Source organism: Chitinophaga filiformis, from assembly GCF_900102545.1.
In the GTDB taxonomy this organism is placed as follows: Bacteria; Bacteroidota; Bacteroidia; order Chitinophagales; family Chitinophagaceae; genus Chitinophaga; species Chitinophaga filiformis.
In genome coordinates this window covers 134,993-157,521 of sequence record NZ_FNBN01000008.1, presented here as the reverse complement: position 1 = coordinate 157,521, position 22,529 = coordinate 134,993, and the positions used below count along the sequence as shown (strand labels likewise).

16 protein-coding genes are annotated in these 22,529 nt (G+C 45.4%); 5 read left to right on the top strand and 11 right to left on the bottom strand.

Annotation, left to right across the window (positions count from 1 at the left end):
• Positions 1–326 precede the first annotated feature (326 nt).
• Entirely contained in the window at positions 327–3,083 is a 2,757-nt protein-coding gene (locus BLR32_RS26470; protein WP_089836324.1) for a TonB-dependent receptor, read from the top strand.
• A 383-nt stretch (positions 3,084–3,466) separates the two neighbouring features.
• Here the strand turns inward: BLR32_RS26470 and BLR32_RS26465 are convergent, their stop codons facing one another.
• On the bottom strand, positions 3,467–4,771 hold the full coding sequence (locus BLR32_RS26465) for a GH36-type glycosyl hydrolase domain-containing protein (protein WP_089836322.1): 1,305 nt from the start codon (positions 4,769–4,771) through the stop codon (positions 3,467–3,469).
• A 102-nt stretch (positions 4,772–4,873) separates the two neighbouring features.
• Between BLR32_RS26465 and BLR32_RS26460 the strand changes: the two genes are divergently transcribed.
• A complete protein-coding gene (locus BLR32_RS26460; RefSeq protein WP_176842439.1) occupies positions 4,874–5,908 on the top strand; it encodes a phosphotransferase enzyme family protein in 1,035 nt (344 codons plus the stop codon).
• A gap of 38 nt (positions 5,909–5,946) precedes the next feature.
• Here BLR32_RS26460 and BLR32_RS26455 read toward each other — a convergent pair whose 3' ends face one another.
• The 10 genes from BLR32_RS26455 to ychF all read right to left on the bottom strand — a co-directional run bounded on the left by BLR32_RS26455 (position 5,947) and on the right by ychF (position 18,473).
• Positions 5,947–6,729 (bottom strand): DUF475 domain-containing protein, encoded by a 783-nt coding sequence (locus BLR32_RS26455; protein ID WP_089836318.1) that lies wholly within the window; start codon positions 6,727–6,729, stop codon positions 5,947–5,949.
• 14 nt (positions 6,730–6,743) lie between these two features.
• Entirely contained in the window at positions 6,744–7,346 is a 603-nt protein-coding gene (locus BLR32_RS26450) for an OmpA family protein (RefSeq protein WP_089836316.1), read from the bottom strand.
• Positions 7,347–7,356: 10 nt separating this feature from the next.
• On the bottom strand, positions 7,357–8,010 hold the full coding sequence (locus BLR32_RS26445) for a TerD family protein (protein WP_089836646.1): 654 nt from the start codon (positions 8,008–8,010) through the stop codon (positions 7,357–7,359).
• Between the two features lie 7 nt (positions 8,011–8,017).
• Positions 8,018–8,584 (bottom strand): TerD family protein, encoded by a 567-nt coding sequence (locus BLR32_RS26440; protein ID WP_089836314.1) that lies wholly within the window; start codon positions 8,582–8,584, stop codon positions 8,018–8,020.
• A gap of 3 nt (positions 8,585–8,587) precedes the next feature.
• On the bottom strand, positions 8,588–9,775 hold the full coding sequence (locus tag BLR32_RS26435) for a P-loop NTPase family protein (RefSeq protein WP_089836312.1): 1,188 nt from the start codon (positions 9,773–9,775) through the stop codon (positions 8,588–8,590).
• Between the two features lie 3 nt (positions 9,776–9,778).
• Complete coding sequence (locus tag BLR32_RS26430; protein ID WP_089836310.1) at positions 9,779–13,591, bottom strand: hypothetical protein; 3,813 nt, start codon at positions 13,589–13,591, stop codon at positions 9,779–9,781.
• Positions 13,592–13,598: 7 nt separating this feature from the next.
• Positions 13,599–15,227, bottom strand: a complete 1,629-nt coding sequence (locus BLR32_RS26425; RefSeq protein ID WP_089836308.1) for a hypothetical protein — start codon at positions 15,225–15,227, stop codon at positions 13,599–13,601.
• Positions 15,228–15,239: 12 nt separating this feature from the next.
• The gene (locus tag BLR32_RS26420; protein ID WP_089836306.1) at positions 15,240–15,578 is read right to left on the bottom strand and encodes a hypothetical protein; all 339 of its coding nucleotides are present in this window, start codon (positions 15,576–15,578) and stop codon (positions 15,240–15,242) included.
• 8 nt (positions 15,579–15,586) lie between these two features.
• Positions 15,587–17,005, bottom strand: coding sequence for a hypothetical protein (locus tag BLR32_RS26415; protein ID WP_143011599.1), 1,419 nt, complete (start codon positions 17,003–17,005; stop codon positions 15,587–15,589).
• Positions 17,006–17,369: 364 nt separating this feature from the next.
• Complete coding sequence (gene ychF / locus BLR32_RS26410) at positions 17,370–18,473, bottom strand: redox-regulated ATPase YchF (protein ID WP_089836302.1); 1,104 nt, start codon at positions 18,471–18,473, stop codon at positions 17,370–17,372.
• Between the two features lie 142 nt (positions 18,474–18,615).
• Here ychF and BLR32_RS26405 point away from each other — a divergent pair, with 142 nt between their 5' ends.
• From BLR32_RS26405 to BLR32_RS26395, 3 genes are all read left to right on the top strand, one after another.
• Positions 18,616–19,854 (top strand): nucleoside recognition domain-containing protein, encoded by a 1,239-nt coding sequence (locus BLR32_RS26405; RefSeq protein ID WP_089836300.1) that lies wholly within the window; start codon positions 18,616–18,618, stop codon positions 19,852–19,854.
• 85 nt (positions 19,855–19,939) lie between these two features.
• The gene (locus BLR32_RS26400; protein WP_089836298.1) at positions 19,940–21,190 is read left to right on the top strand and encodes a YeiH family protein; all 1,251 of its coding nucleotides are present in this window, start codon (positions 19,940–19,942) and stop codon (positions 21,188–21,190) included.
• A 74-nt stretch (positions 21,191–21,264) separates the two neighbouring features.
• Positions 21,265–22,527 (top strand): glycosyltransferase family 39 protein, encoded by a 1,263-nt coding sequence (locus BLR32_RS26395; protein ID WP_089836296.1) that lies wholly within the window; start codon positions 21,265–21,267, stop codon positions 22,525–22,527.
• Positions 22,528–22,529: the final 2 nt, after the last annotated feature.

Sequence of the window (22,529 nt, the reverse complement as noted above, 5' to 3'; positions counted from 1 at the left end):
TAGGTAACATAGGTAATGGGTGTAGGTGTCCCTTAAACAATTTCAAACCATACATGGTAAATTTACATAATAGAATAATACTATTTAAAAGAGAATGAGTACTGGGCAGTCAACTAATTGTCAATCAATCAAAATTATTTTCAGCATGCAGTAGTAACACACAGTGTTAAAACAATAACGCTGTCAAAGAGGCATTTTGTCGTATCAGAACATAATAACGTATAGGTTGTTAACTATAGAATGTCGGGCTGTCGACTATTCAACTATTTTCCTTACATTCATCAAAATGTATACGTAATCCCAAGATCATCCTAAATCGCCACAGTATGAAGAACTATCTACAACTCACCTGTTTGTGCGCCCTTTTGTTGCTCATAAACTTGTCTACAAGGGTCTATGGACAGCAACAACAGACAGTAACAGGTACTGTAACAGACAAAACGACAGGCAATCCTCTACCAGGGGTCACTGTCAGCGTCAAAGGCTCACTTGCCGGTACCATCACGGATGGTAGCGGAAATTTCAGATTCAACACGACCCGCCAGTTCCCGATCACACTGGTATTTTCATCCGTGGGGTACAGCCCCGCCCCGGTGGTGGTGAACAGTGCGGGCAACATTACTGTGCAACTCGCTTCTACGGAGATCCTGGGAGAAGAGATCGTTGTTGCCGCCAGTCGTGTATCTCAGAGTATACTGGAATCGCCGGTATCTATTGAGAAACTCAACGCGACGGCCATACGCGAATCTCCTACCCCTAGTTTCTATGACGCCCTGCCTTCTCTGAAAGGTGTTGAATCCAGCGTACAGAGCCTTACCTTCCGTACCATTACCACCAGGGGTTTCAATACCAATGGTAACACCCGCTTTAACCAGCTGATGGATGGTATGGACAACCAGGCCCCGGGACTGAACTTCTCCGTGGGTAACATTGTCGGCATCTCCGAACTGGATGTAGCCAGCGTGGAATTACTGCCCGGCGCATCCTCTGCGCTGTATGGTGCAGGCGGTATGAACGGTACCTTACTGATGACCAGTAAAAGTCCGTTCGATTACCAGGGCCTCAGCCTGAAACTGCAGGCAGGTATTAACCATGTAGGCCAGAAACAACAGGACCATATCGGTTTCATCCCGGATATTACGGCCCGTTATGCCAAAGCCTTCGGTAAGTTCGCCTTTAAACTCAACTTCGGGTATATGAAGGCCGACGACTGGCAGGCAGTAGATTCTACGAATTTTGACAGGCTGAATCTGCGGACTAAACCAGGCTTCTCTCATGCTACAGATCCAAATTACGACGGTGTCAACGTTTATGGTGATGAGATCACCACTACTTTCGGAGCTTCAGGCGGATTACTCAACGGACAAGCTGTATCCCGTACAGGTTATGCTGAAAGAGACCTGGTGGACTACGGCACACGCAGTGTGAAAACAGGCGCTGCATTTCACTACAAGATCACAGACAATACGGAGGCCATCCTCCAGGGTAACTGGGGAACCGGTACAACCGTATACACAGGTTCTGACCGTTATTCCCTCCGTAAATTCAACCTGGGACAGTATAAGATCGAAGTAAGGGGCAAACGTTTCTTCGTACGTGGTTATACCACGCAGGAACGTTCGGGTCAAGCCTACAATGCCACCGCACTTGGTACTATACTGAACGAGGCTTATAATCCCAGCGTGATCAGAGACAATGATGGTAACGTAACCGGTGGATGGTTCGCTGAATATGCGACTGTTTACAACCAGGCACGCATGGGTGTTTTTCCCGGAGCACCAGGTGTAAAAACAGATGCACAGGCGCATGCTATTGCCAGGTCTATTGCTGACAGGAACAGGCTGGTACCTGGTACTGCCGCATTCAACCAGGCCAAAGAAACCATCACCAGCAATTATATCGGCTTCGGCGCCGGCAGGAACGGGGCCAAGTTCAATGATAAAACAAACCTGTATCACTACGAAGGTTTCTATGACTTCACCGATCACCTGAAAGTGCTGGAAGTACAGGCAGGCGCTGCCTTCCGCAGGTACTCACTGAACTCTGACGGTACCATCTTCGATGATGCCGCCGGACGTATCAAGATCGATGAAGTAGGCGCTTATCTGCAGGTGGGTAAGAAACTGGTACACGACAGGATCAAGCTGACGGGTTCTGTCCGTTATGACAAGAACGAGAATTTTGACGGCCGCTTTACACCTCGTATATCCGGTGTGTTTACCGTTGCTCCCCGTCACAATATCCGCCTGTCATTCCAGACAGCTTACCGCAATCCTACCAACCAGGATCAGTATATCGACCTCCCTATCCGCGCCAATACACGCCTCATAGGTGGATTACCTGAACTGCTGACCAAGTATGACCTCTACAACAATAAAGGTTACACGCAAGCCAGCGTACAACGCTATGCTGCTACCGGAGATCCTACCCAGCTGCAGCAATATACTTTCGGCAAATTCAAACCAGAAAGCGTAAGTGCCTATGAAATTGGCTACAAGGGCCTGATAAACAACCGCCTGCTGATCGACGCTTATTACTACTACAGCTCGTACAAAGATTTCCTGTCCTATACTGCGCTGATACAACCTACAGTGCCACTGGCACAGGATCCTACCCTGAGCAGCGCCAGGATATTTGCTACCTACGTGAATAATCCTGAGAAAGTAAAAGCACAGGGTGGTGCGTTGGGACTCGATTACCTGATCAATACCTGGACGCTGTCAGGTAACTTCTCTTACAATGACCTTACAAACAATAAAGGCGAGCTTGACAATGCATTTAACACTCCGAAATACCGTTTCAATATCGGTGTTGCGAATAAGAGCATTGCCAGGAACTTAGGTTTTAATGTGATGTACCGCTGGCAGGATTCCTTTGTATGGAGCTCCAGTTTTGTGAGAGGAACAGTGTCGGCGTATAGCACTGTTGATGCGCAGGTGAATTACAGGATTCCGAAGATCAGGGCTACTATTAAGATAGGTGGTTCGAATATTACGAACCATTATTTCCAGACGTCTTATGGTAATCCGAAGGCTGGGGCTATTTATTATACGGCGATTTTGTTTGATGATTTGTTGAAATAGTTTGAGAGTTATTATACGATGCGGGGACCGTAGCGGTATGCTATGGTCCCCGTTTTATTTGATGTCTGACGCGATTTGGTATTAGATATTTGGTATCAGGCGCGATTCGGTTTCAGATAGGGATACCGGGCTGTACCCCCTTTTCGAACGTACGATTGAGCTTTATCAAGCGTAGGAGGCTTAGGAATGCTATTAAACCCTATCAATCGTATCAGCTCTCAAATGGGCTAAGGCCCGGTATCTCCTCCTGAAACCGTTGTGATTCAAGCCGTCCGTTGATGGTTAACGGTTATTGGTTATTGGCCATTGCCTATTGCATATTGACCATCGACCATTGAATATTGCTATTGGCTATTGTCTCTTGACTATTTATTGTTTGTTGCTTATTTATTCTTTTCAGCCCATTCCCTTAACATTACAATGGTGTCGAACAACACACCCGCTTCTCCTCTGAAATCACCGGAGCCTTTAGGTTCGCCGGTACGCACGTCATACCATTCGTAGAAGCCTTTGCGGGCAATGGTTCTTGCAACGATGGGCTGTAATTCTTCCCATGCTTCCTTTATCATTCCGTTGGCGATAAGGGCCTGGATCATTCTTCCACCAAACCAGGTCCAGTCGCCGCCGTTCTGGTAGATGTACGGATGCATGTTCGGGAATTCTTCTGCCGGGTAAGGTGGATAGACTGTTATGCCGATGGTGGCGAATTTCTCTTTGGCGGCTGCGTCTACCATTTGTTTGTTGATGGCGGCAATTTCTTCTGGTTTGTGAAGTCCGGCCAGGATGGCGCAGGCAGAACCGCCTGTGTACAGCATATCGTTCTCGTTAAATGAGGCAGGGAAAGGGCTACCGTTCAGGTAGAGGTGAGGGATGTATTTCTGCTTTGCAGGTTCCCAGAGATGTTTGTGTACGTTTTCCTTTATCTGTTGGGCGATGGTTGTCCAGTCTTCGGTAGGGTGATAGGATGCTGGTTTCATGGCCAGGAAGTCCTGAATGGCGATCAGGTACATGGCGTTGTCGTAAATATCAGCCGCCCATTTGGTTTTATGGTTGATCACTACGCCCCAGCCGGTTTCCGGTTGTACGTCGCCCCAGTCGACGGTAGTGGCGCCTTTCACTAATCCGTATTCTTCTGCCCAGCGTTCGTTGTGAACGTAGGCGAGCGCGTCTTCCATTCTACGGATGACGGTCTTCTCGCCTATCTTTTCCTGTAGAATGGAGGTATCGCCGGTTACGTCTATGTACTTTTTGATGGCCTGGATCAAAGATGATTCCTGGTCTGTTTCCACCGTGTTTTTATGAGCAACCCAGTCGGGGGCTGTGGGGAAATAGCGAAATTCGTAGCCGACACTTGCCTTTTTTATATCGATGAAACCATCGACGATGTCTCCTCCGTTGCCCTGCATTTTAAAGAACAGCAGGAGCATGTCCTTTACTTTTTCGGGAGCATGGACTTTCAGGGAACCTTTAATGAAAGTGTTGAAATCCCTGATCCAGACCTCTCCGTAAGAAGTGCCGGCATTAAACCCGGTAAGCAGGCGCAATGCCCTGGCCTGAATGGTGTCCAGACGATGGTCGTTGCGGATGGCGAGCGACAGCTTCCTGTTGTCCGTTTTCTGCGCTAAGACTGGCGCCTGGATGGCGAACAGGGAAAGGGAAATGACAAGGCTGGTGGTGTATAATTTCATATATCAGTTTGTTGAGACCAGGCACTAATGTACAAACATGTATTTACATGTACAAACATTCTATACAAATCCAACAAAATAAAGGAATCTTATATTTGCGCCATGCAAACTGTTTTCCCGACCCTTTATTCGACCCTCAGCCCTACTGCCCTCGCCACTTATATTAGTCAGCAGTATACATTTGGCCCTCTTGAGTGCAAGTTTATTGTGCGCGGTGTAGGCGATACTTATCTTGTCAGCGCTGCCAATGAGCGGTTTATTTTACGCATTTACAGGCCATCCCACCGAACCCTGGCCAATATACAGGCCGAGGTGGAATTGCTGACCGCCCTGCATACTGCAGAAGTATCCGTATCCTATCCGCTGGCGGATAAAGATGGTCACTATATCCAGTCCCTGCCGGGAGCCGAAGGTACCCGCCATGCAGTCTTGTTCAGCTATGCGGAAGGTCGTTCCCATAATATCCTGTCAGACGTTCAGCTTCGCAATTTCGGGCAGGAAATGGCGCGTTTTCACAATATCTCCTCCCAGATACAGCTGAGTAAGGACCGGTGGACATTTGACCTCGAAACGACCTTATTTCAACCGCTGGCGGCAGTGAAAGACTATTTCAGCGAAGATCCTGCCACTTATGATTGGTTGTTGCAATCGGCAGACAAAGTGAAGACTTTCCTGTCGCAGCTGGATACTTCTCGTTTTTCCTATGGTTATTGCCACTTTGATTTCCTGCCCAAGAACTTCCACTTTGATTCACAGGACAATATCACCTTCTTTGATTTCGACTTCTTTGGAACAGGTTGGCTGGCTTATGATTTAATGACTTTCCACCAGCAATTACTGTTAGATATGCAAATGGGCCGTCTTACAGCGGAACAGCGGGAAAGAACATGGTCGCTTTTTGTAGAGGCTTACCGTAGCGAGCGAGCGCTCAGCGAGGAGGAACTGGCGGCGATACCTTACCTGGGATTGGGTTTCTGGGTGTTCTATATGGGTTTTCATGCTACGCATGATCAGTTTTATCCGTTGATGCAAACGCATATGTTACAGGGGAGGTTTGCGGTTGTGCGTAAGTTGTTGGAGCACGCGTGGGAGGAGGTTGGTATTGTTGCCTCCACAGTGCGGGAACAACTCTCCTAAGAGAATTTTTCCCTTATAAAACACCGAATATCCGGAAATCAGCCCACACTTTTTCCCGGTATATTAAACAATGCCGAAGTAATAACAGGTACAAAAAACACGATCACAGTCAACACCGATATAGCTATATCTGCCGTGTGACTGGCCAATAGTATACTAAATGAATGATCCGGATAAAAATGTTCAAAAAGCGACAATACCAGTTTAATACCTAAAATACCGATCACAATAAAGGCGGCTGTATCTAAAAAGGCGTATTTCTCTATCAGCTTTACAAACCATTGGGCTATAAATCGCATGGCGAAAATTCCGATGAATACTCCTGTGCAGACAAGAATGATATTAGGCGTAAAAGCCACCGCAGCAAATACATTGTCGATAGAGAAGGCCATATCCATGACTTCCACAATACAGACCGTGGCCCAGAAATTACCTATAGTACCAACGGTTATCCTATACAACCAACTATTATTTTTATCGACTGACTCCTCTTCTTTACGCTCCTGCTTACTGCGGTACCAATCATATACCAGGTATAATAAATAAAAACCGCCCAAAGGCTTCAGCCACCAGATCTTTACGAGTACCGCCGCAAAGATCATGGCCAGGCCACGAAACAAATAGGCTCCCCAGATACCAAATTTCAATGCTTTCCCTCTTTCAGCCTGTGGAAGGTCCATTACGATCGTCGCCAGTACAGCAGCATTATCTACCGAAAGCAGGCTTTCGATGATGATCAGGTTACAGATAATAGCGATGCTCGTACCGGGATGATGAATAATATCATTCCAGAGCAAGATTAAATCCTGTGATATGTTCATTATACCTTTTTTAGCTATTCAATATGCACTTCTACACGACGATTTTTTGCGCGGCCTGGTTCAGTATTGTTAGAAGCGATGGGGTTGTCAATGCCTTTACCAACGGCAGTGATCATGCCTTCATCTATACCTCTGGAGATAAGGTATTGTTTAAATGACGCCGCTCTTTCAGCTGCCAGCTTTAAGTTCACAGACAGATCTCCTTCACTGCTGGCATAACCGTAGATGGTGATTTTGTGCCCTTGTTTTATTTCATTTACTATTTCGTCGGAAATAGCGATGGGTGCAGCAGTTCCTTTATTGAAAGAAGCTGCGATACGGGGAGGCGCAGCAGCACCGGGAGCTGTATTAGTAGTATTAACAGCCGTAGATACAGCAACAGTATCCGAAGCCGCTTTAGCAGCAGCAGCAGAAGGCACAACAGCTGTAGTAGTATCCGGCGTAGCAGATGACGGGGCCGGTGCAGACATCGCTACCTCCGCAGCGGCTGTTTCTCTCTTAGGTATAAAATACCATACTCCCACCCCCACAACCGATGCCGCCAAAATTACGCCCACCCATGCATTACTCTTCTTCTCCGGAACAGGATCATTATTTTTACTGAGATTAAAAGGCATATGATTTTTTTTAAGTGTACATATCAACCAATGTCTGTAAGCTACCTGTATGCGCCCGGCCCATCGCTTCAAACTCCCAGGAATTCCCTACACGGAACAAACGCCCAAACTCGACCGCATCCTCCCTCGTGTATTTATCTCTGAGATCATAACGCAAAATCTCTTCGCCTGTGCTTTCGTTCACTATTCTGATATAACAATCATCTACCTGACCAAAATTCAGATTTAGTGTGCGCCTGTCTTTCTTATTATCATGCGGATATTTACAAATCGTACAGCAGATAATGATCTGCTCAACATCAGCCTTGATTTTAGAAAGATCAATGAACATGTCTTCATCATCCTCTCCATCACTTCTTCTGCCATCAGGATCATCTATAGCACCCATAATAGCCCCATCCCTGGTGATTGGCCTGAATAAGCCCTTCTCTTCACGGTCTTCAATGCAATTTCCCATTCGTACCTGCCCATAAAAAACAAAATAAGAGTCGGAAGGGATCTTAAAATTGCCATTCAAGGCAAATGCAGATACGTCAAGATCAAAGTCAGGTCCTCCCGGCTGATCATTGGGGTCCCATCCCATACCTACTCTTACAACAGTAAGCCCGGGAGCAGCTTTTGACAGGGAAAATCTTTCTCCCTTGGTTAAATTAAAACTTGCCATATGATTATTATTGATACATTTCAACCAGTGTATTCAGTCCACCTGCAAATGCCTGACCTACGGCCTCCAGATCCCACTGTCCATTGTTCCTGGAGAGGGTCGCAATGATCAGGGAGTCTTCATTCTTAAATTCTTCATTGAGCTTGTACTGACATAAGACGTTATTATCAGCCGCATTGCGGATGTTGATATAGGCATTCCTGACATACCCAAAATGATGTCCGCGAACTTCCGCCTGATCGATGGTCACAGCAAAGTACAGGAACTCAATCCTGCGATCTATTTTATCAAGATCAACCGAGATGACCTCATCATCTCCTTCTCCGGATCCATCGCGGTTGTCACCCGGATAGTGGGCAGCGCCGTCAGGACTGGTATCGTTATTATAGAAGACAAAAAATGCGTCTTCGGGCATTTTGCCGTTTGGTCCCATCATAAAGACAGAGAGATCCAGGTCTACATCGTGTCCATTTACATGAGCTATATCCCACCCAATCCCTGCTACAATTTTCTTAAGCCCGGGTTTGGTCTTCTCCAGGGAAAACGGTTTCTTTTTTTCCAGTTGAATTGCCATAATTTATTTTTTTGATGGTGGTAAAGGAGGTGGTAAGGGAGGTTTTCCTGCATTTGTAACCGGCGGTCTGTTTACAGGCGGCAGCGCTGGCTTCGCCTGAGGTAAGGGCGGCGGTGCAGTAATTCTCTTCGATAATCCGGAAAAGATCAACTCCATCGTATCTTTCAGCCATACTGATTCTACTATTTTCACATGCGGGTATCTCTTCAATAACTTATTCAAAAAATATGCGGTACTGATCTCCTCTCCTTCCAATAAAATAATGGTATTGTCTACATTCAGTTTATTCTCAGCCAGCAAGTCATCGATGTTGGCATATACCGCCTGATCATTTGAATAGTACTGCAGGCGTTCATTCAGACTACGTTCTTTGACCACAAACCAATGCCTCTTACCATCTGTCAATTCAACTTCTCCCCGTATCAGGGGCGTAAGGTGAGAAAGCTGCTCTGTACAGAAAGGTAATATTGCACCTGTTTCTTTCTCCATATCAAGGGAAAGATATGATTGTTGCGCGATGATATATTCTATGATCATTTCGGCCAGCAACTTTACCCGGGGATCGGCACCCTGGCCTTTCATTGATAACCTGTTCACCGGCGGCTGTTGAAAGTCCTTAAACAGCTTAAAGTATAATGTACCATTCAGGCCATTCAGCAACAACACATTATTGCGGGGATTAATGATGAGGTGTTTCACTAATACTTCAAACAGTGCTATATCATAATTCACACTGCTGGTATTGAAGTATCCGGCATCAATAAACAGACTTTCTATGAGCGCCTTCTCTTTGTCTTCTATATCCACATCGAATAAAAAATGCAGCGCAAAATGCTGCCGATATGATTCTATCGAATCACTTTTATATAATACTGTATTGATAAAGAATGAAAGGCACTGCTCAATCCCGTAATAGAACAGCTGCTTTACAGGTTTCTTATTGCCATAAATAATGAAGTGCTTCGCCGGATCCTTTATGATCTCAAAATAGTTGCCATATGCATTAGGATGATGTTGATGAAACAGATCCCGGGCGGCATTTCCAAATATGAAATCATTCCCATTTACATAGAAGTACAATTGCACTTCATTGCTATCCTTTATAACTAAAGGCGCATACCCGTTACCATTAGTCTGGTACCAGAAAGAGACTGCACGCCTGGAAATTTTTACTAGCACGCGGTAGGTCATGGCTTACTGGATTTTGATTCCTTTTAGCAGATGCTTTTCAAAGAACTTCATTCCTTCCAGGATGATGACAGGCGCCACATAATCAAATTTCTTCTGTTCATCGAGCTTGCGCTTTTTCGCTTCGATAAACTCTGGTATACCTTTGATATAGTTTTCTATATTCATGTCATGGAATCCAGCCATGAAGTCGGCTGAGCTCATTTTAAGTCCGAACATCGAAGAGGCGACCTTATAAAACAGATCTGCAAAATCCATGAACCGGGGACAAGGCTGGCTGCCCTGTGGCGGGTAATTGATGAAATAATCTCCAATGTGCTCCAGCATCTCAGGTGTGATGGAATTCGTAGATTCAAGGTATTTAAATTCACCATTCGGCATGACAATACAAAAATGATCCTCGCCCAGTATCTCGATCGCCTGCTTATTTGTAGGTACCAGTATCTTCGTAATGTCAGTAGGGATAGCTAAGCCCTTGGACACTTCGTATTTCACATCTGTATAGCTGTCTCCTTTCTGAGAATTGATATCTATTATTTTCAGCGGACTTTGATTCACAGGCATGATCGTCTTTCTGGCTACTGCTTCGCCGCCAATACCCCTGATGAACATCTGGGTATAATAAGTATTGGCAGCAGAAGGATCCACAGCATTGAACCAGTCGAATATGCGGGCGCCTTTACCGGCGAAGGCAATCCTTATTTTCGGCGGTGTATTTTTCACCGCAGGTGGGGCATCTTCCGAGCGGACAATTTCAGTACGTAATTTATGTACTAGCTGGCCGGCGTAAAACATGATCAATCCGGTGATATACAGGTTCACACTCATCATCTCCTTACATTCAGCAGCAATGAGCAGGTAAAAGGTATTGAAGTCTGTATGCTCCAACCGGTCCAATACCTGTTCGAAATAATAGGGCGCGGTATTTTCAGAAAATTTATTCTCTCCCTTATTTAGTCCTTGTATGGAAATCCCTTTCCTTTCACACATTTTCAGCAACACTGTTCTGAAGTTGGGAGAATAACGGGTAGCCTGGGCCATTCGCTCCGCAGCAAAGCGGATAGAGTTCTGTTTGATCATCGCCTTCCCGCCAGACATCTGGCAAAGAGCTGTGATATCGGTCGTACTTCCCCCTATATCAAAGCAGAGGACCAATTCTCCCGGGTTCAGGGAATAGCCGCCATTGGGTCTGACGAGATAATTCGCCACCGCACATGCTTCTGACAGGGATTCCTTGTTCCCTAATAGCTTGAAGTCAAAACGGATAGGTGCTGTATCAAAAGGAATCTCCACAACCTCCTTTTTCTTGGTATCTACTTCAGTGCCCCAGCCATTCTCTTCAGCAGCTCCCCAGCCGGAACCGGCATCACTGTCCAGACTCCATGTACCCCCCTGTACATCGCCGATATCAGACAGATCAGAAGGCGGATACGTTTTCAGGGCTACGCCATTGTTGATAGGACTTATATCTACCAGAGAATCCCAGATAGCCCGGTATTCACCTAACAGATCTTTTCCCATGGAGGAAGGATAAGACCATTTTAAGGTATGCGGCTCATGGTTTTCTACGAAGAGCTGTGCATATACATGTAGCATCAATGTGCTCAGGTACGCCGTCTTATAGCTCTTATCAATCCGTTGTGAAGACCATTTCATGTTGTACACCAGCTCCGCTTTCCCTACCCGGTTATAAGTGAGGAAATACCGGTTGTCCAATGCACTATCGATGGGAAGATTCTTTTCAAAACAGGGGAATCCACCTTTGACGGCTTGTGCCAGGAGGAAATCAGACTGGCTGTTTTTCTCATTGACAATCCTCCTGGGATCGTGAATGGTGAGTACAGACTTTATTGAATTGGAAAGTATTTCATCATTCTGAAAGAAGAATATTTCATCTTCCACTGCCGGGCGTTCGTCATTATTTTTCAGATCGGTGGATAGCAATGATATCCGTTTGTTAGTCAGTTTCAGGTCTTCCCGGATCATTTTGTCGCTATCGGAGTAGTAGGCAATGGAGGAGTTTGTACTTCCAAAATCAACGCCCAGGAATGCAGGAGACAGTGCCTTGGTCGTGTTCAGCATATTCCAGGGGAAGGCAGGATCATCGCCAAAAGACTTGTACCGTATAATGCCAAAACCACAATCCACCCCGGCATGCGAGAATCTGATGCCCTTAAACGGCTGATTGCTTTCGTAGATTTCATACTTATACTTGTTGTCAGCCACCGCGTTATTTGAGGCTACATGCAACTGCACTTTTATACCTGGCACGGACAATGCCCGTCCCTTTTCTGCCAGGTACAATGGTATCCCCTTTTCATCCAGGGCAATGCGAAAGAAGTCGTCATTTACATTTCCGATAAAGGGTGTGGCCTGAAATTTCGCATCATTGTGTGGTATCTCAGAATATAGGAAATACCTGTTCCATTGTTTCGAAATGTAGTTGGGCCATAGCAGGATATCCTTGCCCATGATAGACTCCTGGGTTACCTTATATACGACCTGTTTAATGATTTCATTCCCCGTATCTGTAAAGAGTTTCAGGTGGACAATTAATTTCTCTCCATCCTTGTCATTAGGATCATACAGTGCAGTAATACGTGATTTCACATTGGAAGCGGGGGAAAGCCCTGTCAATGCATCCAGGTTCGCTCCAAAGACATTCAAGGCCAGCGGCGTCAGTGGTAAAGCGAAGTAAGCGTAATTATTGGGTTGCCCCTTGGTTTCAGCAGCCAATAACAATATAGGTTTATTGGCTAAGAAATGCTTCGTTGCTGCGCCTTCTTTACCGAAGTCAATCTGGGCAATTTCGGTAGCATCAGTCAGCAAAAGGTCTTTGGGATCAAATGGGATACTGAATTCTGAACTGGCGCCCTGTGTGATGATGCCTTCGGATCCGTATAATAGGGTAGAATAATTGAACAGCTTACTGAAAGGAAGTGTAAACAGCGATCCAACCTCCGGAGGATTTGGGTTATCCATTCTGGCAAAGTTTCTTTGCTCCTGGTATTTCACCATATCCTTTATCCAATCCTGCAGGCAGGCGCTAATGTTTTCGTAAGAGGGCCTTAGATCAGCGGGCAGATTACTGAAGTGTTGTTTGAATTGCTGGATATTCTCCAGCATGTGCCTGGCATATCCATATATTATTTTAAGCTCCTCTGGTCGCAGGTCTGATTTTAAAGGATCGACAAAGCGGCCACTTTGAATATTAATAAAAGGATACTTTCCTTTAATATTATAAGAGACAGAGGTAAACAGAAAACAATCAGGAGACGTACCACCCACAACATTTCCTTTGAAAGAGATCACATCTATAAAAGGAACTTTCTCTGCATTGTCGGCCAGCGATTGATCACACCAGAGTGGTTGTCTTTCAAACAATGCATTACCGAAGGCGCCGGTGGGTTCATAAATATTCTCCGTATCACTCAGTTTTTTTCCATCTGAATAAACCAGTGGTACCCTATTCACCTCAATATCTTTATAGTTTAGCGCGATACAACTGATAAATCCTTTCCATTCGCTGACCAGTGATTTATAAAAAAGCATGAGCCCTGAAGCATCGGCATCTTTGTCAATGATATTGTTCAATGCACTTTCGAACAGCGCAGCTCTGGCAAATACGGTTGGGATACCAGATACAAGGGTACCAATGTTTACAGCGGCAGCACCATCCTGTTCTACCGCTATTTCAGGAATGATAATATTCCTGGTAAAGACTTCCAGCTGAGGGATTCTGTCCCAGGCAAATTGAACGCCCTGCAATTCTGTTTTAGGGTGTACCTTAATAGTTAAGGCCTTTATTTTATTGCTCATTGTAATTTCAGATTAAATGGAAACCCTGTGAATGAGTAATTGCGTTATAGATATGCGCCAGGAATTTCTCCTTTGTGGTATTGACCTGTTGATCTTCTTCCGGTCCCAGATTGATCAGTTTTTTAATAAAAGAGTCATATCTGTTAGCGAGTATTCCGCCTTTGGGCCAGTGATTCTTTTCATCCAGGAAGATGGTCCCCACATCCAGTTTTTTGAGTTCTGAAAGGTTGTCAGGGAATGCCTTGCTATCGAAGATGAAGGTACCCGGGGCTACAGTGCTCCTTACCTGGTAAAGCCAGCCTGGTGTAAATCGCGTGTTTTCAAACGTATAGGCGAATGCTTTGAAGTAGTCATTGATTTCGTCACATTCGGCATCGGTGATAGTGTTGTATTGAGTTATCTTTTGTTCCTGGCACCTGGTGATGAACCCTTTGATACCGGCATCACCATTCGCTGCATTATTTACGGTGAGTGAAATATGCGCAAGAGAAAACAAGGCACCGATTTTATTAGCAAATCTTTCTCCCGCTTTGTTAGCATTGCCTACAAAGTCATGAATAGAGAAACTAAAGGCGCCATTACTAAAGTCTACAGCCTTATATACGTACTCAGTTTTATCTACATCCAGTCCGCTGGTTCTGGTAAAGAAATCGTACGCAGCACAGGCAGCCAGTAGTTCTGTAATATGAGCGGCATTTTCTTGTGTAGCGCCACCGGTAATAGTCTGGTTAGTGTCCGTTGCATTATCCACAGGTTTACTTTCCACCGGCCAACCAATATGATACAGCATTTTATAACATAGTTGTACTGTCGGGTCGCTTTGATAAAACTGCAGAGCAGCCTGACTATTCAATGGGAAATAAGAGGCATCTGCAATGATGCTGTTTTCTTTGCTGGCTTTCTGTTTATCGTTAGGTTTTTTGAAAGTAAAATATTCAGTGAGAAGCGTTGAGCCGAATTTAGCCTTGGAAAAGTCTATGCTGGAAGCGCCCTTTGACCTGATTTTAATAAAATCCTGCAAGGCCTTTGGAATAATAGGAATAGAAGACGCACCGGTACCCCCAAAGATGGAGCCGAAAATAAAGACTCTTGCATCCTGTCCGGCGAGTTCCAGTTTTGTAACAAATTCATCCAGTTCCCGCTCCTGTACTTTGATATCTGTGCCTCTTACAATATTTCTCGCGGCTTCAATCATGCCATGATACATAAGCATGGATCCCAGGTGAGTTTGCGCCCGGTAGCCGTGAGACAGATCGAATTCCTGCACCGACTCATTATCTAAAAACAGGTCAGAGATCAGCTTATTCGCTCTTTGTTGTTCAGGGGTACCCGAATTCAACCTGGTAATATTTTTATAGTTTTCCCTGCCCTGGCCGGAGTAGTTAGTGTAAAACCTATAGAGGTTTAGTTTCGAAGAGAAGAAGGTATTTGCATTGGGCGTACCTCCGGCTTTAATCCGGTTGTATAGCTGGATCAGCTTTTCCACGCGGCCTTTATTGCCATTGGCCTGATCTGTATCGAGTGTCAGGATCTCAATTTCCCTGCTGTCGAACATGCCTATTGCACTGAGATGAGTGAAGGCTTCCAGGCAGCGCATGCCCGTACCGCCAACGGCGATAACAAATAATTTATCCATGATAGTATCAGATTAAAACCAGTGACCTAACTTACCATTTGTGAAAATGCGGCTAAGAATAAAGCCCAACAGGATGTATAAGAAGAAACCCAATACAGTGCCAATGCTTAATGCCATCATATAATTGCCTATTACTCTCCTGTTCCCATCAGGCATGAAGACGAAAAATCCAAGCAGGAAAATGAGTATGGGATTGATCAGACAGAATACCCAAAAGTATACTTTTCTGATCCTGGGATCTCTGGGTTTGCTGCCACCCTCGAATTTGATGAGGTTAGCAATGACAGCAGCGATGAACAGACAGATCAGGGTAATGATGACGGATACGGTGTAAGCAGTAATTGATTCCATGGTAATAGTTAATTTTGATTTGTTTTCATATAGTAGGTGTAGATGATTTTGTTTTCTGGCTTGAGCTCCAGCAAGGTATTTTTAACTGATTCATACAATGCGGTATTGGGAGTTCCTTTTGCATTTATCCATTTGAATTTCTCCAGCTTGGGGCTATCGACATTAGGGGTCGCGGCAGTCAACACGATATTTATCTTCAATAATGTATCATCTGCAGGCATAAACTTCGGGTCGAAGCTAACACCTAATTCCACATGCTTACTATCACTTTTACAGGTATTATCAAACAAGGACTGATTGAGGCGGAAGTAATTGGAGAGCGGTTTTAATGTCTGCGCGTGGTATGTACAGGCATCTTTTATTATACCGTCCTCGTTATAACAGTCCAGGGTTAATGGATCCTTTTCCTCATCGGAGATTTTGTTTTCTCCGTTTTTTCCCTTGGTCATTGCAGGAGGGTGATGCAGCGCAAAATCTGCTTTTGCGAAGTTTTCGAAATCTTCCGTTGCGTTGAATGTCTGGACTTCAAATGCTTTGTAAGAATAGCTATCCTGATTACTCAAGTCAATGAAGAGATTGCGGAAGATGTCATTTACTTCTTCTTCCTTATGTATCTCTGCTATGTTTTTCCAATCCAGTCCTAATGGATAATATTCGTAATTTTCACTTTTGAGATATTGATCCGGTTTCAGATCTAAAGCATTCTTATCATTGTAAATACCGCCGGCTTTAGGATCAGTATAATTTGTCGATAAGCGATAGGTACTCGTAGATAAATCAAACCTTGTACTATAGGGGGCTAGTTTGGGCGCGAGTTTAGACAGTAAATTACTGGCGCTGTTGAAGATGGTAAAGTAAATATGCTTGTCTACATTCCCTTCTTTATAGTCTACTATAAAGAAATGGATTGAGTTGCCCCTGGCGAGCCATTTTGAGAAAGGTAGTTTCAGATAGGCTGTACTGGTGACTTCCGTCTTGTTGTTCCATTCTTCGAAGTCTGTAATCAGAAGTGCATCATTATCGGCAGCTGTAATTTTATTTACCGCCTGCTGGATAGGCGCCCAGATATCCTTGTAATTCCCCTGGTTGCTTATTTCCTGTCCCAGCTGTGTTGTATTCGTCACAGGTAATGGAGTGACCTCATTAGATCCCAGTTTGTATACCTCGAATTGATCAGTCAGTACTGTATTAAAACATTCTGATAGTAAGCTTTTTACAGTAGACGTACTGAACGCGTTGTTAATACCTGCTGAGAAGTCGATAAATAATGCAGGCGTATCTTTTTTAACATTCGGCTGAACATTATTATAGGCATTGAGTCTCTCGGCCAGGCCGGGGCCATAGGGGTCAAAGGGTGTTTTTTTATTACATCCTCCGATACCTATTAATATCAGGAGGCCATACATAAATCGGGAATTTATAGTCATATTTCAGGGATTAAAAGCTAAGTGTCTTAACAATAGTATTCCAGCCGCCCTGGTGATGCACCAGTGCCAGAAATACACTATCTGGAAATAATTATGGATAGTTACTATTGGAGTTTGTAATAACAGTTGAAAATTAGAACTAATTTCCAACACGACAATCGCAGAAAGGCAAAAAGGGGATTAATCCCCTTTTTCAAAATGACGCTTGAATATTTCGCTTATTTTAAATAGTCTTTCAATTTAATGTGCGTGAGAACAGGCCTCGAGCCTTGTTTCATGTACCCCTAAAATAGCGACGCCCCGGGGCCGTCCCCAGGGCGTCTTAGATTTGTTGTACCCCTCAGCGGATAAACCCTGAGTATCTTTATACATTGAAACGGAAGTGCATTACATCACCATCGTTCACGATGTATTCTTTACCTTCTATGCGCAAGCGGCCATTATCGCGGGCTGCGGTTTCAGAGCCGAATTTTACATAGTCATCATAGGCGATCACCTCTGCCTTGATGAAACCTTTTTCGAAATCGGTATGGATCACACTCGCAGCCTGTGGTGCTTTCCAACCGGTGTGGATAGTCCATGCCCTTACTTCCTGTACACCTGCAGTGAAGTAGGTGATCAGGTTCAGGAGGTTGTATGCTTCACGGATCAGGCGGTTCAGGCCTGGTTCGGTCAGGTTATATTCGGAAAGGAACAGTTCTTTATCCGCTGGATCTTCCATTTCAGAGATCTGGGCTTCGATACTGTTGTTCATTACCACTACAGTTGCGTTTTCCGCTTTAACGGAAGCCTGCAGCTGCTCGGAGAATTTGTTGCCGGTCAGCATAGAGGCTTCGTCTACGTTGGCTACATAGAGTACCGGCTTTTCTGTCAGCAGGAACAGGTCGGCGATCGCTACGCGGTCTTCCTTGCTCAATCCCAGCTCACGGATATTTTTACCCTTTTCCAGGTGCTCCTGGCATTGTTTCAGGATTTCGAACTCTCTTTTAGCTTTTGGATCGCCACCGGTCTTTGCCATTTTCTCGGTACGTGCGATCTTTTTCTCCACACTCTCGAGGTCTTTCAGCTGTAACTCGGTGTCAATGATCTCTTTATCGCCCACGGGGTTGATCGCACCTTCTTCCCTGAGGATGTTATCATCTTCGAAGCAGCGGATTACGTGTACGATCGCATCCACTTCACGGATATTAGCGAGGAACTTGTTACCAAGACCTTCACCTTTACTGGCGCCTTTTACAAGGCCTGCAATGTCTACGAATTCGATGGTGGTAGGAACTACCCGGTTTGGTTTTACCAGTTCTTCCAGCTTTCTCAGCCTTTCATCCGGTACGTCTACAAGTCCTACGTTAGGTTCAATTGTACAGAAACGGTAGTTGCTGGCCTGCGCCTTTGCACTGTTGCTTACCGCGTTAAATAATGTCGACTTTCCTACATTCGGCAATCCAACAATTCCTACTTGTAACGCCATTTTTAAAAAATTTGCGCGAAGATAATGCTTTTTTAGCTATCAATATCAAGAGAACGGAATGACCACTCAGGCATAACACAGATTTATGTTTTTAATATTAAATTTTTGCCATTAGATTTGGCTTTCAATCATTTCACACTATATGGCATTAAACTACGTCTGGCTGGCCTTCTTCCTGATTTCTTTTGTTGTGGCCGTTTGCAGGCTGATTTTCCTCCAGGATACTGCCGTGTTCTCCACTGTTATGAATGGCATGTTTGAGAGCGCCAAAACCGGGGCGGAGATCTCGCTGGGGCTGGCAGGTATTATGACCTTCTGGCTGGGGATCATGAAAGTGGGGGAAAAAGGTGGAATGATCGGCATCCTGGCAAGGGCGGTAGACCCCTTCTTTTCCAAGCTTTTCCCGGGAATACCTAAAAAACACCCTGCTATGGGTTCCATTCTCATGAACTTCAGTGCCAATGCTTTAGGACTGGACAATGCCGCCACTCCTGTAGGACTGAAGGCCATGAAACAGTTACAGGAACTGAATCCGGAACCGGATACGGCTACCAATGCCCAGATCATGTTCCTGGTATTGAACACTGCTGGTATCACCCTGATCCCGACCTCTGTCATCGCCCTGCGTATTGCCGCGGGTTCCCATAATGCCGCTGAGATATTTATTCCTACGCTGATCGGTACCATTATCTCCTTTGTGTCTGGTCTGATCGCGGTGGCTATCTACCAGCGTATTAACCTGCTGAAAGCGCCTATCATACTGACCTTCGCTGTGTTCGGTTTGCTGCTGCTGGGGCTGTATTATGTGATGCCTTACCTTAGCACCGAGCAGCTGGCGCAATACACAGCTTTTGTAGGGGGCTTCACCATTTTTGCCATTATCGTAGGATTCCTGGCATTGGGTGTTGTCAAAAAGATCAATGTATATGACGTATTTATAGAGGGGGCGAAAGAAGGTTTCCAGGTATCTGTGACCATCATCCCTTACCTGGTGACCATGCTGGTGGCTATCAGCGCCTTCAGGAATACAGGCTGCATGGACTATGTGCTGGATGGCATCGCCAGCCTGTTTGCTGCTATGGGCATGAATACGGACTTTGTGCCTGCGCTCCCCGTTGGCTTAATGAAACCCCTCAGCGGAGGCGCTGCCCGCGCGCTCATGGTTGACATCCTGAAAACACACGGACCGGATTCGTTTGCCGGACGTCTGGCCAGTATTATACAAGGCTCAACGGAGACAACATTCTATGTATTGGCAGTGTATTTCGGCTCTGTGAACATCAAAAAGACAAAATATGCGCTGACCTGTGGCCTGATCGCTGATGTAGTGGGATTGATCGCCGCCATCGTGATAGGATACATTTTCTTTTATAATAAATAAATTCTTTTATTAACTTGGGCGCCACCACCAATAAATCCGCTTCCACCAAGAGGTACTCTTAATTCATTTAATGTCGCTTACTATCATGCCTAAGAAAACGTTACACGAAGACTGGATTGCTGTTATTATTGCTTTTTTGACTATTGGACTGGTATTGTTGGGTCTCAAACCAGTATTTCCGAAGATACCCGTCTGGAGTGATGCCTCCCTTGTAACGGCACAATTCGGGGGAGTGGCCATATGGAAACAAACAGGGATCTTATTCCTGTGGGTCTTTGGCAGTCTGCTGCTTGCGAAAGCTTTTACAGGAAAGGTCGAGTTTGTAAAACTATTGGTGTCCCTGTTATTTATCGTCTTTATTACCTTATTGGCACAATTCATCACCAGTAATAAAACACTGACGGATTTTGGGGTAGAGGTCGTACTATTCAGCCTGATATTAGGACTGCTGATCAGTAACCTGATAGGAATACCTGCTATACTGAAGCCAGCTATACAGACCGAACTGTATATCAAGATAGGCCTGGTGCTGCTGGGCACCAACGTTCTCTTCCAGGTGCTGGTGAAAGCCGGCGGATTGGGTATTCTGCAATCTGTAGCCGTGGTGTTTACCGTATGGTATTTCAGTTTCTGGGTATGCCGCAAGTTCAAACTGGACGATGAATTCCGTATGATGATCTCCAGTGCGGTATCCATTTGCGGTGTTTCTGCTGCCATTGCGACTGCGGGCGCTATTGAAGGGGATAATAAGAAATTGTCTCATGTCATCTCCCTGGTGCTTATTGTGGCCATTCCCATGATGCTGTTCATGCCATATATCGCCACCTGGGCACATATGTCGCCCGCTGTGGCCGGCGCCTGGCTGGGTGGTACGATCGATACCTCTGGTGCTGTGGTAGCCGCTGGCAGCATCCTGGGAGAAGAAGCACTAAAATATGCCACCCTGGTGAAGTTCTCACAGAACGTATTACTTGGACTGGCGGCCTTCTTTATCTCTCTCTATTGGTCTTATACCCGTAAGGATGCAGGTTATGAAAAGCCAACCCTGCGTACTATCTGGGAGCGTTTCCCAAAGTTTGTACTGGGTTTCGTACTGGCGTCCCTCCTGTTTTCCTTTTTACTGTCTCCCGATACAGTAACTGCCACTAAGGGTCCTTTAAAGGAATTGCAAACATATTGGTTCGCAATAGCGTTTACCTGTATAGGACTGGAGACCAAATTCACGGATATCTTTAAAATAGAGAATGGCCGTCCTGCAATGGCGTTTATCATTGCACAGCTCTTCAATATCATATTTACGCTGGTGATAGCTTACCTTGTGTTCGGCCGACAATAAAAAGGAGACGATCCACAGACCGCAGGTGAGCGATACACTACGGTCTGTGGATGGTCTGCTACCGAACTACGAACATGCTACGCCCCAATGCACAAGAGAAATTATTACTTGCTTCCGGTATTGCCGGTTACCTCTTCCTGCTGGTCATTACTACACTACACTGGCAGGCACCGCTATTTGATGAGCCTATTTTTATTGCCAATGTTCATCTTCTTGAGCAATACGGACTGTCCCGTACTTTCCTGTTAAACATAGACAAGCAGGCGCCCGGGCCTTTATATCAGTTTATACATTATGCACTGGAGCCTGTCACGCATTTACAGACGCCGGAGATCCGGCTAGTGAATACCGTGCTGCTGGTGATTATTATTATGCTACTGGCGGCCATTATACGGAGGATGCAACGGAGAATAAAGAAAAGCGTATGGTTGCCGGCATTACATATCATGGCGGTGCCGATGGTATGGCAGGTAGCAGGAATGGCATTAACGGAAATACCTCCGATGTTCTTTGCAACACTATCAATATGGCTGTTACAGCTGGCGCTGGATTACACGTACAAACACCGCGCCCCCGCCCTCTTTTTAGCCCTGCTGGCGGGACTGTGCCTGGGACTGGCGATACTGGGTTCCTGGTCTTTTATCGTGATTGTGCCTGCTGCACTGTTGTTACTGCTACAATCAGCGGGGGAATGGAAGCGCTGGATAAATGTCAGTATATACATGGGCGTAGCTTTGCTCTGCTGTATACCGGTATTCTTGATCTGGGGAGGTCTGATACCGCCAAAGCAGGCTGTCCTCAGTACGGGAGGTATCGTGCCCTGGCATGGGATACTGGCTTTTGCTTACGGAGCGCTTATTGTATTGATCATAGCCCCAGGCTGGTTTATCTACCGGCGCCTGACGCTGCTGGTATTAATACTCCTGTATATCGTATTGCTGCCGGTGAACTATTACTGGCTGCACTTCGGATATGCTCCTTTGAATGAAGCAATGAAAAAGATCTTTCCGGCAGCCGTCATGCAGGTATACCCCTATCTCATCTCTCCCCTGCTGATAACTCTTGCACTGTACTTTCTGTACTGTTCGTTCCTGCAGTGGATGGAACGGCGTACAGAACCTTTTTTCCTGTTTATTTTACTGGCAGCCCTTCTGATGCTGGCTACCAGTTTTAAGGCTACCCTTCTTTTCAGTTCCAGGTATGTAGCGCAGGCTACACCCCTGTTCATCATACTGCTGACACCTTATATCCACGCCAGTAAGCAGCAGTGCATACGGTTTGCTGCCGGAATGATCCTTGGTTTGTTATCGCTGGAAATGTATTTCCTTTTCAGATAAAT